11 protein-coding genes are annotated in these 13,591 nt (G+C 66.6%); 4 read left to right on the forward strand and 7 right to left on the reverse strand.

Translation table 11 applies throughout. The annotated features are described in order from the left end of the window. Positions 1 to 2,027: 2,027 nt before the first annotated feature. The 7 genes from bamE to GBG68_RS12705 form a co-directional block, all read right to left on the reverse strand. On the reverse strand, positions 2,028 to 2,249 hold the full coding sequence (bamE, locus tag GBG68_RS12675) for an outer membrane protein assembly factor BamE (RefSeq protein WP_193222335.1): 222 nt from the start codon (positions 2,247 to 2,249) through the stop codon (positions 2,028 to 2,030). A 652-nt stretch (positions 2,250 to 2,901) separates the two neighbouring features. After that, positions 2,902 to 3,279 carry a hypothetical protein gene (locus GBG68_RS12680; RefSeq protein ID WP_152147929.1) on the reverse strand — a complete coding sequence of 126 codons (378 nt, stop codon included), beginning with the start codon at positions 3,277 to 3,279 and terminating at the stop codon, positions 2,902 to 2,904. Positions 3,280 to 3,336: 57 nt separating this feature from the next. Further along, positions 3,337 to 3,747 carry a SufE family protein gene (locus GBG68_RS12685; RefSeq protein ID WP_152147931.1) on the reverse strand — a complete coding sequence of 137 codons (411 nt, stop codon included), beginning with the start codon at positions 3,745 to 3,747 and terminating at the stop codon, positions 3,337 to 3,339. Between the two features lie 64 nt (positions 3,748 to 3,811). Beyond that, positions 3,812 to 5,542 (reverse strand): potassium/proton antiporter, encoded by a 1,731-nt coding sequence (locus GBG68_RS12690; protein WP_152147933.1) that lies wholly within the window; start codon positions 5,540 to 5,542, stop codon positions 3,812 to 3,814. 96 nt (positions 5,543 to 5,638) lie between these two features. After that, complete coding sequence (locus tag GBG68_RS12695; RefSeq protein ID WP_152147935.1) at positions 5,639 to 6,967, reverse strand: response regulator; 1,329 nt, start codon at positions 6,965 to 6,967, stop codon at positions 5,639 to 5,641. A 107-nt stretch (positions 6,968 to 7,074) separates the two neighbouring features. Beyond that, a complete protein-coding gene (locus GBG68_RS12700) occupies positions 7,075 to 9,138 on the reverse strand; it encodes a BCCT family transporter (RefSeq protein ID WP_152147937.1) in 2,064 nt (687 codons plus the stop codon). Positions 9,139 to 9,233: 95 nt separating this feature from the next. Continuing rightward, complete coding sequence (locus GBG68_RS12705; protein ID WP_193222336.1) at positions 9,234 to 9,590, reverse strand: phage holin family protein; 357 nt, start codon at positions 9,588 to 9,590, stop codon at positions 9,234 to 9,236. A 252-nt stretch (positions 9,591 to 9,842) separates the two neighbouring features. On the opposite strand from GBG68_RS12705, the gene GBG68_RS12710 reads away from it, so the two are divergent. From GBG68_RS12710 to thpR, 4 genes are read left to right on the forward strand one after another with little or no spacing between them, the layout of a single operon-like run. After that, on the forward strand, positions 9,843 to 11,039 hold the full coding sequence (locus tag GBG68_RS12710) for an O-succinylhomoserine sulfhydrylase (protein ID WP_152147941.1): 1,197 nt from the start codon (positions 9,843 to 9,845) through the stop codon (positions 11,037 to 11,039). After that, positions 11,040 to 12,269, forward strand: coding sequence for a glycerate kinase (locus tag GBG68_RS12715; protein ID WP_152147943.1), 1,230 nt, complete (start codon positions 11,040 to 11,042; stop codon positions 12,267 to 12,269). A gap of 2 nt (positions 12,270 to 12,271) precedes the next feature. After that, positions 12,272 to 13,075, forward strand: coding sequence for a ferritin-like domain-containing protein (locus GBG68_RS12720; protein WP_152147945.1), 804 nt, complete (start codon positions 12,272 to 12,274; stop codon positions 13,073 to 13,075). Next, positions 13,072 to 13,584: an RNA 2',3'-cyclic phosphodiesterase gene (gene thpR / locus GBG68_RS12725; RefSeq protein ID WP_152147947.1), complete on the forward strand. Its 513-nt coding sequence runs from the start codon at positions 13,072 to 13,074 to the stop codon at positions 13,582 to 13,584. Before GBG68_RS12720 ends, thpR begins: the two co-directional genes overlap by 4 nt. The last annotated feature ends 7 nt before the right edge of the window (positions 13,585 to 13,591 follow it).

Genomic DNA, 13,591 nt, shown 5'->3' on the forward strand with positions numbered 1-13,591 from the left:
AGATCAGAGAAGCTCGACTGCATCGACCACGTACTCACTCTCAACCGGGGAGGGCCGACATTGTCTCAAGCCACAGCCACCGACGGAACGGCTGCCCCCGAATAAATCAGCGTTTCCTTAGGGCGGTGAGCCTGGCCGGTTGCCACCGACAGCGCCCACTGTTTCGTTTTTGTTCTCTGGAACCTACCGCAGCGTGCCGGGCTCTGTCAGTTCCGATTCCATTCGCTCTTTCATCAGGGCGAGGTGTACGGGCCGCCAACGGGTGCTGAGCACTTCCCCGAACAGGACACCGGCTTTACGTGTTCTTCGCTCGTCGGCGGCCCGGGTTCGGAGGAGGGCGCTTGTACCGCTACCGCCGAGCTTGGAAAGCCCGCAGTGCGTGGAAGAGCATCCGCCCCGACCGCGCTTCACCGAAGCAGGCTGCGCCTTTTCGAGCGCCAAGGCCTGAGCGGCTGCCGTGATGCCCCTTTCTCGCGCTAACGGCTAGCGGTAAGCCGCAGGAAAAACGCGCAGCGTTTTTGCTGTCGGCTTCACCGCTTTGTTAGCGCAAGTTGTTGTTTTCATGGCAGTGGGCCTGGCCGGATACCACCGACAGCGCCTGCTTTCTCATCTTGTTCTCTGGAACCTACCGCAGCGCGCCGTGCTTCGCCAGCGTTGGCTCCGTTCGTTCTTTTATCACGGCGCCGTGTTCGGGCCACGATGGGGCACTGAGCATTTGCACGGACAGAACCCCAACCTTGTGTGTTCTTCGTTCTTCAGCAGCGCCCCCTGGGGGGAGGGCGAGAGCAGCGCCTACCGCCGGGCCGATAAAACTCAGTGTGCTTCAGCGATCCGCTGCCCCGTGCCTTCACCAGCGCCGGTTTTGCCGTTTCAACCGCGAAGGTTTCTGCGGCTGCTGTGATGCCCCATTTCTCGCGCTAACGGCTAGCGGTAAGCCGCGGGAAAAACGCGCAGCGTTTTTGCTGTCGGCTTCACCGCTTTGTTAGCGCAATGTGTTGTTTTACTGGCAGTGAGCGAGGCCGGATACCACCGGCAGCGCCTGCTTTTTCATCTTATTCTTTGGAACCTACCGCAGCGCGCCGTGCTTCGCCAGCGCTAGCTCCGTTCGTTCTTTTATCTGGGCGGCGTGTTCGGGCCACGATGGGGCGCTGAGCATTTGCCCGGCTAGAACCCCGACCCTCTGGGTTCTTTTTCTTCTGCGGCCCATTCTCGGAGGAGGGCGCGAGCAGCGCCTACCGCCGGGCCGGCAAAACCAAATTGCTTCCGCTGTCCCGCGCCTTCGCCAGCGCCGGCTTTGCCGTTTTAATCGCGGAGGTTTCCGCGGCTGCTGTGATGCCCCATTTCTAGCGCTAACGGCTAGCGGTAAGCCGCAGGAAAAACGCGCAGCGTTTTTGCTGTCGGCTTCACCGCTTTGTTAGCACGGTGATGAGCGTGACTACGCCACGTGCACCACCATGCGGCTAATTCTTGTTTCTTTCACTCCGGCCGGGCAGAACCACTGCCGTGCTGGGGGCCAACTTACCCCGACGCGGCACCGCCGTGCCAGTGGGCAGGGCAGTGAAGGTGGCATTCGTGGCCGCAACCACCCGTGGGAGCAGCCCATGCCGAACACGCCCCTGGGTGGTCGGCTCGTAACCCCAATGAGCGGAACCACGACAGTGTTGGGGCCCGTCCTATGGGCGCCAACGGGGCTGTTCCCACTGAGGCCGCGCCTTCACAGAATGAACCGAGGGCGGGAAGAACCACCCTTTGTGGCACGGCCTGAGCCGTTCCTGATGCGTTTGGCGGCGACCTTCTTCGAGGCTGGCACGGATCGACGTGCTGACCGCCGAGATTGCGAACCCCAACTTTCTCCCCTGGGGCCTGCACCCGCTAACGTGCGGTTAAGCCGCGACGAAGTCGTCGGCTTGAACCGCGTGTTAGAACCGGTGGGGTTCCGCGAGCTGAGTGCGGGCCACCGACCCTTCTTGTTCTTTTCCTTCATCGAGAACGCTAAACATTGATGACTCGGACAGCGCCACCGCCGCCTACTGCTCAGACCATTTCACCACTTTACCGTCCCTGAGAGTGACTCGATAGGTCCGAGGCCAGTCCGAGATAGCGTGCTCCATTTTCTTAAAGATCAGGTACACCTCGTCTTTGTCCCCGTCGGCTTGTACGGCGGCAGGCGAGCCTAGGATTTCCACGACTTCTGCTCTCGACATACCGAGGGAGAGATCGTCAAACTCGGCGGCGGTTCCGTAGATCATGGCTTGGCACCCACTGAGCGCCAATACCAATACGATTAGGGTTTTTCGGAACATTTTCCCCTCGCGGAACTGACTCTAACGTTTGGGTTGAGCGGCGGCGCCGGCTTTGCGGCGACGTCCGCTCGAACCCATGGTTAGGCTCGTCTTCCTTGGATTGTTGCCATTGGCAGCTGAGATATTCTCCTGGCCGGGCGATGCCGAGAACGAGGCGACTCCTCTACTGGATATCCTGCGTCTAGCGAGGGGTCCGAGTGTGGCCTACTGAAAGGATCCATCGCTCGACCGCCTCATAGACCGATTCAAGCCCGGGTTCTAGTTGCGAGAGCGCGGCAGTTTCTGCTTCTTTCCTATTTCCGTAATCCCAAGCCTTAATCACGAGCGACCCTTCCTTCATCTCGATCCAGATTTGATATGAGGTGCCCTGATCGTCTACAACCGCTATGGACCTAACTTCAAAACCCAGATGTTCCGATGCAACATGGAGTCCATGACGCGCACAGAAGGATTTTAAAGATTCATCTACTTCTGCTGGGAACATTTGCCTCTCTTAATGCCTAACAGTGAGTAGGCGGATATCCACATCTGCTGAAGCCAGCATCCCTGGATAAACCACCATATACCCCTATCAAGCCTCACTATATGTATATCGCTCTCACCTGTCTTCCCTGGCCTCAAATCTCACCACGCGCGGCCACAGTTTGAAGGCTCGAACGGCGTCCACGTTGACTTCCCACAGCTTCTCCTTCGGCCGCCATCGGGCACCGCACGCCCGCATCGTCTCGCGCAGGTCGAATTCCTCGTACTGGACACGGACCAGAGCCGGCCCTTCAGGGAACTCAGCGCCGCGGCCCCGGCGCCACTGCGGGCCTTCGGACCACAACTGTTCGTCTACGATCAGCTCGACTGTCTTGAAACGGCGCTCCCGCTGTCGGTCGTACCGATAACGGACGCAAACCAGCCTTTCCCCGAAATGCTCCGAAAGCCGTTTCGTGCCCGGGGCGCCCGGGCGGAGGGTCAGCTTCACATCCATGTGAGCCTCTATCCTGGTGAGTGGTCGTCAAGCAATGGGGCTTGCTTCAGTCTTTCATCAAGCCGCTTTTTCCGCGAGCGCGTGGATTGTCTCCACGGTGGCAAAGAACCCGCTGCGCCGATTGGGGCTCAGGTTCTGCTCCAGCCCCAGTTGGCGGAAGATATCCTCGATATCGATCCGCTTGATCTCCTCCGCGGTATGCCCGGAGTAGGTGAGCAGCAGGATCGCCAACAGCCCCTTGACGATGAAGCTGTCGCTGTCGGCCCGCAGCTCGATGCGCGGCGGCTCGCCGGGGAGGCTGTTACACAGTAGCCACACCTGGCTGGTGCAGCCTTCCACCCGGTTTTCCTCGGTTTTGGCTTCTTCGGGGAAGTCGGGCAGGTTACGCCCCAGGTCGATGAGCACCCGATACCGGTCTTCCCAGTTGGTGATCAACTCGAAGTTCTCTAGCAGTTCGTCGATGGTCATGCTGGTACCGCTGGCTTTGCAGGCCGGGCATTGTGCACGGCCGCAGGTGGAGCTGAAAAGACCGTCAGCGTTTACGGCGGCCGATCTTCAGGCCCACCGAGCCCGCCTCGCCCCGTTCCAGGGCGCGAATGATGAGCTCGAAATGGGCGAGCCGTATCCGATCGCCTACTACCAGGCCGCGGGCGTAGCGCCGGCGGAACAGGTCGGCCACGGTTTCCCGGGCGCTTACGCCCTTGGACAAGACGATGCCGTAAGCGTCCGCCAGATCGCCCAGGCGGGCCTGTCCGTCGATGACGAAATCACCGAAAAAGCGTTGCTGGGCGCTGCTTCGCTCCATGCTGTCGGGCCCGCCGAACAGCGCCTCCACTTCGCCCAGCCCGTCGGCGGGGGCGAGCAGGTAGACCAGGTCGCGGGCTTGCAGCTGCACATGGTCCACGTCCTGCACCGGCTGCTCGTCGCGGATCACCGCCAGCACCCGCCCGCCGCTGGGCAGCAGCAGTTGATGCGGCGTCAGCTCCTCGGCGCCGGCGCCTTCCGGCAGGCGGTAGACCACCACTTCCATGTCTTCCAGCCCCGGCGCGTCGAATTCCGCCAGCCGCTTGCCGCTGCGGTTGCTGGGGATTTCCACCTTCATCCAGCGGGCCACCGGGGCGACGGTCCAGCCCTGCAGCAGCAGTGAAACCAGCACCACGAAGAAGGCGATGTTGAAGTGGATGCGGGCGTCGGTAACCCCCAGCAGCAGCGGGTAGAGCCCCAGCACGATGGGCACCGCGCCGCGCAGCCCCACCCAGCAGATGAACAGCCGCTCGCGCCAGGCGAAACGGAAGGGGAGCAGCCCGATGAGTACGGCCAGCGGCCGAGCGATGAACACCAGCACCAGGGCGATGAGTAGCGCCTGGGGCGCGATGGGCATGAGTTCGTGGGGCACGACCAGCAGGCCCAGAATCAGGAACAGGCCGATCTGCGAGAGCCAGGCCATGCCGTCGTGGAAGCGGCGGATGTCGCCCCGGGCGGTGCGCATTTTGTGCCCGGCGATGATGCCGCCGAGGAAGGTGGCGAGAAAGCCGCTGGCGTCCACCACGGCGGCGGCGCCGTAAATGGTCAGGCCCCCGGCCAGGGCGAGCAGGGGGTAGAGCGAGGAGGCGAGCCGCAGGCGGTTGACGATGAAGGTCAGCAACAGCCCGCCGGCAATGCCGATGGCGCCACCCACGCCCATCTGCCAGGCGAATTCCAGCAACAGAGCGGTGTTGGGTTCGACCTCGCCGGCGATCAGCTCGATGAGCACGATGGTGAGGAACACCGCCATGGGGTCGTTGCTGCCGGATTCCAGCTCCAGGGTGGAGCGCACCCGGTCGTTCAGGTGCAGACCATGGGCGTTGAGCATGTAGAACACGGCCGCGGCGTCGGTGGAGCCGACGATGGCGCCGATCAGCAGGCCGTGCAGCAGCGGCAGCTGGAACAGCCAGGCGGCGGCGACGCCGGTGATGGCCGAGGTGATGATCACGCCCAGGGTGGCGAGGCTGAGCGCGGGTTTGAGCCCCGCGCGGAAGCTGTCCATCTGGGTGCGCAGGCCGCCGTCGAACAGAATCACGGCCAGCGCCAGGCTCGCCAGCAGGTGCGCGGACCGCACGTCGTCGTAACGGATGCCCAGCAGACCGTCCTCGCCCACCAGCATGCCGATGATCAGGAAGACCAGCAGCAACGGCGCGCCCATGCGGTCGGTTACTCGGCTGGCCAGGATGCTGAACATGAGCAGCAGCCCTATGGCGAGGATCATCTGGCTGGCAAACAGCATGAGGGCTTATAGACGCTCGAGGATCGCGGGAGGATGCCCGGCAGTTTACCGGGCGGGGCCGGTGTTGTCAGCGCGGACGCCGGGGCCCGCGCGGCCTCAGGGGGCGTCGGCGAGGACGATTTCCAGCCGCTGGTTCTGCCGAGCCACCTGGTTCCAAAGGCCGGCGTTGCCGTTGTCTGGGTAGCCCAGCAGGGGCTCGGCGTCGCCCACCGGGACAATCTGCAGGCTCAGGGCGCCCTTGTTCAGCGGCGCGTTGGAGGCGAGGAAGTTGGCAAAGCCCACGGTCTGACGGGCGGCGCGCTGGCGGGCGTCGCTGTAGCCGAGCTGGTTGCAGGCCTCCAGGGGAGCCTCGGGGGGGGCGAGGCGCAGGCGTTCGTCATCGTCGCGCTGCAGGCAGAAGCGGCCGCTGTGTACCCGCAGCTGCACCCTGCCCTGGTAGCCGGCGGCTTCCAGGCGGGCGAGCAGCTCGTCCAGAAAACGCGCCCGCTCGCCGTTCAGGGCAACGGCGTCGTAGTCGTAGCCGGTGTCCTGGCGCAGGGCCCAGTCCAGGGTGCCCAGCAGCAGACGGCGTTGGGCTGCGCTGCTCTGTTCGCTGGCCTGCTGGCGGTTTTGCCGTTCGGCGGCTTGTTGCAGGCTGGCCCGGGCTCGGTCCAGCGGGGCCTGGGCCGTGGTGTCGGTGGGGGCTTGCGCCGGGCTGCCCTCGCGCAGGCCCTGGGAGCCGATCAGCAGGCCGATCAGCAAGCCGACCAGGGCCAGCGCCGCGGCCCAGGGCCAGATGCGCCGGGGCGGGGCGTTGTATTCGTGGACGCCGGTGCCTTCGCTGCCCGGGCGCAGCTGGGCGAGCAGGCGCTCCACCAGGGCCTCGTGGCCGGTTTGCAGGTCTCGGCGCAGATGGCTGCGCAACTGGGTGAGGCGTTCGTCCACCACCCGCGCCAGGCTCTCTTCCACGGCGTTGCGGGCGATCTCGTCCACCAGCTGGTGGGAGAGGTTGGCGAGCTGTTCCAGGTTCTCGCCGGGGGCGGGCTCGGGGATGGTCTCGGGGCCGTCGGACGCGCCCAGCAGGTTCAGGGTTTCCAGCGCCTGCTGCAGGGCGGCGGCGCGCAGCTGCTTGTCCAGCACGCCCTCGGCGCCCAGGGCACGGGCCGCGCGCAGGTAATCCTCGTCGTCCCGGGAGGTGTACATGTAGACCGGAATATCGGCGGTGTCGGGCTGGGCCTTGAGCCGGCGCAGCACCTCGAAGCCGTCCAGGCCGGGCATCATGTGGTCCAGGAACAGGGCGTCCGGGCGGTGGCGCTCCAGCCAGGCCAGTGCCTCCTCGCCGGAGGCCGCACAGTCGGCGCCCACACCGAGTTTGTCCAGCTTGCGTTGCAGGATCAGGCGGGCGCTGCGCGAATCATCGACGATCAGAACACGTTTCTGGGCCATGGGGCTCCCCGGGGAAGGCTTTTTGTTTTCTTTTGTCGGCGCCTAGTGTGCCCCGATTCGCCGTCGGCGGGAAGCCCGCCGGCGGCGTCGGCCTCCGCCCGTGGGAATTACTCGGCGCTGCCCTTGGGCGGCCCGCTTTGCTCGGGGGCGAGCATCTCGTCGTGGGCGGCCATGTCCCAGGGCAGCCGACCGGGGGAGGTGTGCAGGAAGTGCAGGTAAAGCTCGAACTGGTCGAGGATGTCCTGGATCACGTCTTCCTCGGTGTAGCCGTAGACGTCATAGGCCCGCCCGCCGCGGCGCAGGAAGACCTCGGCGCGGTAGTACTCGCTGTCCCCCTCGACGCGGCGGGCCATTTCCGGGTAGGCGAAGTCCGGTCGCGAGAAGGCGCACGGGCGGATCTCGTAGACGAAGTCCACGGCGTCGGGTTTGCGGACGATGAGCACGGCCCGGTGGGTGGCCTCATCGTACTGCACTTCCGCCGGCCACTGGCGCTCGGTCAACTCGGCCTTGACCGCCTGCATGGCGCGGTATGCCGGGTCGCGGATGAAGCGCTCCACGTTCTCGCGGTTGGGGTAATGGAGCAGGCTGGCTATGCGCTTGCGCCAGCGCGCGCCGGCATGCTGCGGGCCGGATTGAAGGTGCCGGCGCAGGCTCGCTTCCCGGTGGCCTTCGATCACCAGCGCGCGCCACAGGCCAATGGCGGCGATGAGCATGATGATGGCGAAGGGCAGGGCGCTGGCCACGGTCATGGTCTGCAGCGCCTCCAGGCCGCCGGCGATCAGCAAAGTGGCGGCCAGCGCCCCTTCCAGCACCGCCCAGAAGATGCGCTGCGGCGCGGGGGTGTGGGGCGCGCCGCCCGAGGCCAGGGTGTCCACCACCAGGGAGCCGGAATCCGAGGAGGTGACGAAGAAGGTGGTGATGAGGATCAGGGTGATGAACGAGATGATGGCGCTCATCGGCAGTTGCTCGAAGAGCTTGAACAGGGCGATGGCCTGGTTGTTCTGCACCTCGCCGATCAGCGCGGTGTAACCCTCCCGCATGATCATGTTCAGCGCCGTGTCGCCGAAGATGGAAAACCACAGGAAGGTGAACAGGGTGGGGGCGATCATCACCCCCAGCACGAACTGGCGGATGGTGCGCCCGCGGCTGATCTTGGCGATGAACATGCCCACGAAGGGCGCCCAGGCGATGGTCCAGCCGAAGATGAACAGCGTCCAGTTGCCGATCCAGTCGCTGCGGGTGTAGGCCTGCAGGTTGAAGGTGCGCTCGACGATGTTGCTCAGATAGCTGCCGGTGTTCTGCAGAAAGGTCTCCAGCACCAGAATCGAGGGGCCGGCGAGGAACACGAAGGCCATCAGCGCGATGGCCAGCACCATGTTCAGCAGCGACAGGTTCTTGATGCCCTTGTCCAGCCCGGCCACCACCGAGAGGGTGGCAAGCCCGGTGATGATGGCGATGGCGGTCACTTGCACGCCGGTGCTCATGGGCACCGCGGGCCACAGATAGCTTATACCGGCATTGATCTGGTTCACCGACAGGCCCAGCGTGGTGCCTATGCCGAACAGGGTGCCGAGGATCGCGAACACATCCACCGCGTGCCCGATGGGGCCGTGGATGCGCTCGCCGATCAAGGGGTAGAGCGCCGAGCGGATGGTCAGCGGCAGGCCGTGGCGAAAGGCGAAGTAGGCCAACACCAGGCCCACCAGGCCGTAGATGGCCCAGATGTGAAAGCCCCAGTGGAAGAAGGCGATCTGCATGGCCTGGGCGGCGGCATCGGCGGTCTGGGGCGCGCCGGCCGGGGGGCTGGCGTAGTGCAGCACGGGCTCGGCGACCCCGAAGAACAGCAGCGCGATGCCGTAGCCCGCCGAGAACAGCATGGCGAACCAGGCGGGGAAGCTGTACTGGGGTTCGGCATGGTCCGGGCCCAGCTTGATGTTGCCCCAGGGCGAGGCCGCCACGGCGATGATGAACATCAGGAACAGCGCCACCGCCAGCATGTAGAACCAGCCGAAGGTGTCGGTGATGTAGGCCAGCGTCGCCTGAAAGGCTCGGTTGGCCAGCTCCGGCGCGCTCAGGGTGCCCACCACCAGCAGCAGGGCGACCACCACGGCGGGTATGAAAACGGGCAGCAGCATGGCTCCCGGCGCTCGCTTGCTCAGGCTGGTGCTCATGGGCGCTTGGTCTCCCCGGATGGCGCTTTCTTGATTGTGGTTTTTCATCCTGAGCCAGGGGGGCGGTGGTGACAAGTCGGGGCGCAGCGCGGTGCTCAGAACACGCTGCGCACTGCCCACTCGCCCAGGGTGCCGATCAGCGACATCAGCAGCGCGCCGCCCAGCGCCCAGCCAAAGCTGTCGATGCGCAGCGCGTCGGTGAGCTTGCTCACCAGCATCAGCAGGATGGCGTTGATGATCCAGCGGGTGATGAAGGCGAGCAGCCAGGCGATGCCCAGGGTCGCCACGGTGAACAGGGCGAACAGCAGCCAGCCCAGCAGGAAGTTGAGAATGCCGAACAAGGCCGCCACCAGCACCGCGCTGGTGAAGCTCTTCACGTGGAAGCCCCGCAGCAACTCGGCGGTGAGCCAGACGGCGAAGGAGAGAATCAGCCAGGACAGCAGCAGGTTCATGGACGGCTCCTTGTGTGGTGCGCACGCTATGTAAGAAACCATAGTGGCCACGTCGGCGCAGGGGAAGGTGGGGGCGGCGTTGACATGCCCGGGGCCTTCTCATACCGTTTCCGCAGCGCCGATTTGAGTCTCAGCTTGCGGGCGCTCTATAAATACGGCTAAAGCGATGCCTGCCGCACCCGCTTTGGTCATCAGAAGCGGGTTTTTTATTCCCGCGCCTCCGCCAGTTCGCCACGCCCCCGGAGGGCCGCCATGAGTATCGAGGACGATCCGCACGCCCATTTCGCCACCCTCGCCATACGCGCGGGCCAGCAGCACGGCATCGAGCAGGAACACAGCGAACCGATCTACGCCACCTCCAGCTTCAAGTTCACCAGCGCCGCCGAGGCCGCGGCGCGCTTCGACGAATCGGAACCGGGCAATATCTACTCCCGCTTTACCAACCCCACCGTGCGCACCTTCGAGCGGCGCCTGGCGGCGCTGGAGGGCGGCGAGACCTGTGTCGCGACCTCCTCCGGCATGTCGGCCATACTCAGTGCCTGCATGGGGTTGCTGAACGCCGGCGACCATATCGTCGCGCCCTCGGGCATCTTCGGCTCCACCATTTCGCTGTTCTGCAATGTGCTCTCGCGCTTTGGCGTGGAGACCAGCTTCGTGCCGCTCACCGATCTTTCCGCCTGGGAGCGGGCGATCCGGCCCAATACCCGCATGCTGTTTCTGGAAACCCCGTCCAACCCCTTGACCGAGGTGGCGGATCTGCGGGCGCTGTCCGAGCTGGCCCATGCCCACGAAGCCTTGCTGGTGGTGGACAACTGCTTCTGCACCCCTTACCTGCAACAGCCCCTGGCACTGGGGGCGGACGTGGTGGTGCATTCCGCCACCAAGTACCTGGACGGCCAGGGGCGTTGCCTGGGGGGCGCCGTGGTGGGCGATGCCGAGCGGGTGGGCAAGCAGGTCTTCGGCTTTCTGCGCACCGCCGGGCCCAGCATGAGCCCCTTCAACGCCTGGGTGTTCTCCCGCGGGCTGGAGACCCTGGCGCTGCGCATGCGCGGGCACTGCGAGAATGCCGGGGCGCTGGCCCAGTGGCTGGGCGGCGAGCGGGGCGTCTCCCGGGTGTTCTACCCGGGCCTGGAAACACATCCCCAGCACGAGCTCGCCCGCGCCCAGCAGCGCGGTTTCGGCGGCATGCTCTCCTTCGAGCTGGAGGGCGGGCGCGAGGCGGCCTGGCGTTTCATCGATGCCCTGCGGGTGGTGTCCATCACCGGCAACCTGGGCGATGTGAAATCCACCGTCACCCATCCGGCCACCACCACCCATGCCCGCAACACCCCCGAGCAACGTTCGGAGGCGGGGATCACCGAAGGCCTGGTGCGGCTGTCCGTGGGCCTGGAGGACATCGCCGATCTGCAGGCCGATGTGGCTCGGGCGCTGGACGCGGCGAGGGGCTGAATGAGCCCCGCCGCCCGGCGCCTGATCGCCCTGCATGGGGCGGCACTGGCCGCGGTAGGCGGTCGCAACGCCACCGCCCGGGCGCTGCGCGAGCAGCCCCTGGGCGGCGAGGGGCCGCTGTATCTGCTGGCCGTGGGCAAGGCCGCAGCGGCCATGAGCCTGGGCGCGCTGGAGGCCTTGCCCGAAGAGCCGGCGGCCGGGCTGGTGATTACCCGCGAAGGCTACACCGAGGCGGCGCTGGCGGATTGGCCACAGTTGCGGCAACTGGAGAGCGCCCATCCGCTACCCGATGGGCGCAGCCTGCGCGCCGGCGAAGCCATGGTGCAATTCCTCGCCCACGCACCGGCCGAGGCGCGTTTTCTGGTGCTGGTCTCCGGGGGCGCTTCGGCGCTTGCCGAGCTGCCGGCGCCGGGGGTGGGGGCGGCGGATCTGGCCGCGCTGAACCGCTGGCTGCTGGGCAGCGGGCGGGATATCCACGCCATGAACCGCATTCGCCGGGCCTGCTCGCGAATCAAGGGCGGGCGCCTGGCGGCCTGGCTGGAGGGCCGGCCCACCCGGGCACTGCTGATCTCCGACGTGCAGGGGGACGCACCGGCCGCCATCGGCTCGGGCCTGTTGGTGCGCGCCGACGACGATCCGCTAATCGAGGACGAACTGCCCGGCCATCTGCGTCATCTGCCGCACGATATTCCGCCGCCCCCCGCGCCGAAGGCCTTTGCCGGCATCGAGCTGCGTATTATCGCTACCAATGCCCATGCCCGCGCCGCCGCCGCCGCGGCAGCCAGAGCTCAGGGGCTGCCGGTGCAGGCCCACGAGGAATTCCTTTCCGGTGATGCCGCCGAGCTGGGCAGGCGGCTGGTCGATAGCCTGCGTGGCGCGCCGCCGGGTGTGCACATCTGGGGCGGCGAACCCACCGTGGCCTTGCTGGCGCGGCCCGGCCGGGGTGGGCGGATGCAGCAGCTGGCGCTGAGCGCGGCGCTCGCCCTGGAAGATGCGCCGGGCATTACCCTGCTGGCGGCAGGCACCGATGGTGCCGACGGCCCCGGTGAAGCCGCCGGGGCCTGGGTGGACGGGCATACCGCCGCCCGCTGTCGTGGCGCCGGGCAAGACCCGGAAAAGGCCCTGCGGGCGCAGGATGCGGGCACGGCGCTGGCGGCCGCCGAGGCGCTGCTGTACACCGGCCCCACGGGCACCAATGTCATGGATCTGGTCATCGCCCTGGTGGAATAAGCATGGAACAGAACCGCAACGTGCACGCGCGGGCCTTCGAGTGCCTGATGGCCCGGGAGCCCCAGCGCAAGATGGATCTCACCGCCCGATTGCTCGCCGACTGGCGGGCCGGGCGGCTGGAGCTGGCCGAACACGCCGCGCCGGAGCCGGTGGTCGTTCCCGGCCGCCCGGAACGCCCGGCCCTGGTGCCGCCCCGGGCGCTGGTCAAGCGGGGCCTGGGCAGCGAGGCGGGGCGCATCGCCCTGATCCACGCCGTGGCGCACATCGAATTCAACGCCATCAACCTTGGCCTGGACGCGGTCTACCGCTTCCGTGGTCTGCCCGAAGCCTTTTATGACGACTGGCTGCGGGTGGCCGAGGATGAGGCCCGGCACTTCGCGCTGCTGCGCGAGCGCCTGGGGGAGCTGGGCGCGGCCTACGGGGATTTTCCCGCCCACAACGGGCTGTGGGAGATGGCCGTGGACACCGCCCATGACTGGCTGGTGCGCATGGCTCTGGTGCCCCGGGTGCTGGAGGCCCGCGGCCTGGACGTGACCCCGGGCATGATCGAGCGCCTGGAGGCGGCGGGTGATACCCGCACGGTGGAGATCCTGCGGCTTATCCTGCGCGAGGAAATCCCCCACGTGGCGATCGGCTCGCACTGGTTCAAGCGCGCCTGCGCCGAACGGGGCCTGGAGCCGGAGGCGACCTTCCGCGAACTGCTCGCCCGCTACATGCGCGGGCGCCTGCGTGGGCCCTTCAACCACGATGCGCGGCTGGCGGCGGGGTTCAGCGCCGAGGAGCTGGCCGCACTGGAAGCGCTGTGAACCAAGCGCCGCCCCGTGCCCGCCTGTTCTTCGCCCTGTGGCCCGAACCCGCGCTGCGGCGGGAGTTGGCGCGGATTCAGCACGAGCGGGTAGGGAGCGGACGGGCGGTGCCGGTGGCCAATCTGCACCTGACCGTGCTGTTCCTCGGCCTGGCCGACCCGGCGCAGGCGATGCGGGTGGCGGACGGGTTGCGTGTGCCGCCCTTCGAAGTGTGCCTTCGCCGCGAGGGCTACTGGCGCAACGGCATTCATTGGCTGGCGCCCGAATCCACCCCGCCGGAACTGTCCCGCCTGCATGACGGTCTACGTGAGGGCCTGGCCGCGCAGGGTCATGCTTTTGAGCGCCGCGACTACCGGCCCCATGTCACCCTGGCACGCCGGGCGCGGCCCGCCCCCGGGCGTGCTCTCCCGCCACTGCGCTGGCCCGTCACGGACCATGCACTGGTCGAATCCCGGCCGCGTCCTCAAGGCCCCGAATACCGGGTGCTCCGGCGCTGGCCGCTTGGCTGAACAGGGG

Source organism: Alkalilimnicola sp. S0819, assembly GCF_009295635.1.
In the GTDB taxonomy this organism is placed as follows: domain Bacteria; phylum Pseudomonadota; class Gammaproteobacteria; order Nitrococcales; family WHIW01; genus S0819.

Bases quoted from the DNA above. Each gene is read 5' to 3' on its own strand.
- bamE (WP_193222335.1), bottom strand. From the start codon at position 2,249: ATGATCTACGGAACCGCCGCCGAGTTTGACGATCTCTCCCTCGGTATG.
- GBG68_RS12680 (WP_152147929.1), bottom strand. From the start codon at position 3,279: ATGGATGTGAAGCTGACCCTCCGCCCGGGCGCCCCGGGCACGAAACGG.
- GBG68_RS12685 (WP_152147931.1), bottom strand. From the start codon at position 3,747: ATGACCATCGACGAACTGCTAGAGAACTTCGAGTTGATCACCAACTGG.
- GBG68_RS12690 (WP_152147933.1), bottom strand. From the start codon at position 5,542: ATGCTGTTTGCCAGCCAGATGATCCTCGCCATAGGGCTGCTGCTCATG.
- GBG68_RS12695 (WP_152147935.1), bottom strand. From the start codon at position 6,967: ATGGCCCAGAAACGTGTTCTGATCGTCGATGATTCGCGCAGCGCCCGC.
- GBG68_RS12700 (WP_152147937.1), bottom strand. From the start codon at position 9,138: ATGAGCACCAGCCTGAGCAAGCGAGCGCCGGGAGCCATGCTGCTGCCC.
- GBG68_RS12705 (WP_193222336.1), bottom strand. From the start codon at position 9,590: ATGAACCTGCTGCTGTCCTGGCTGATTCTCTCCTTCGCCGTCTGGCTC.
- GBG68_RS12710 (WP_152147941.1), top strand. From the start codon at position 9,843: ATGAGTATCGAGGACGATCCGCACGCCCATTTCGCCACCCTCGCCATA.
- GBG68_RS12715 (WP_152147943.1), top strand. From the start codon at position 11,040: ATGAGCCCCGCCGCCCGGCGCCTGATCGCCCTGCATGGGGCGGCACTG.
- GBG68_RS12720 (WP_152147945.1), top strand. From the start codon at position 12,272: ATGGAACAGAACCGCAACGTGCACGCGCGGGCCTTCGAGTGCCTGATG.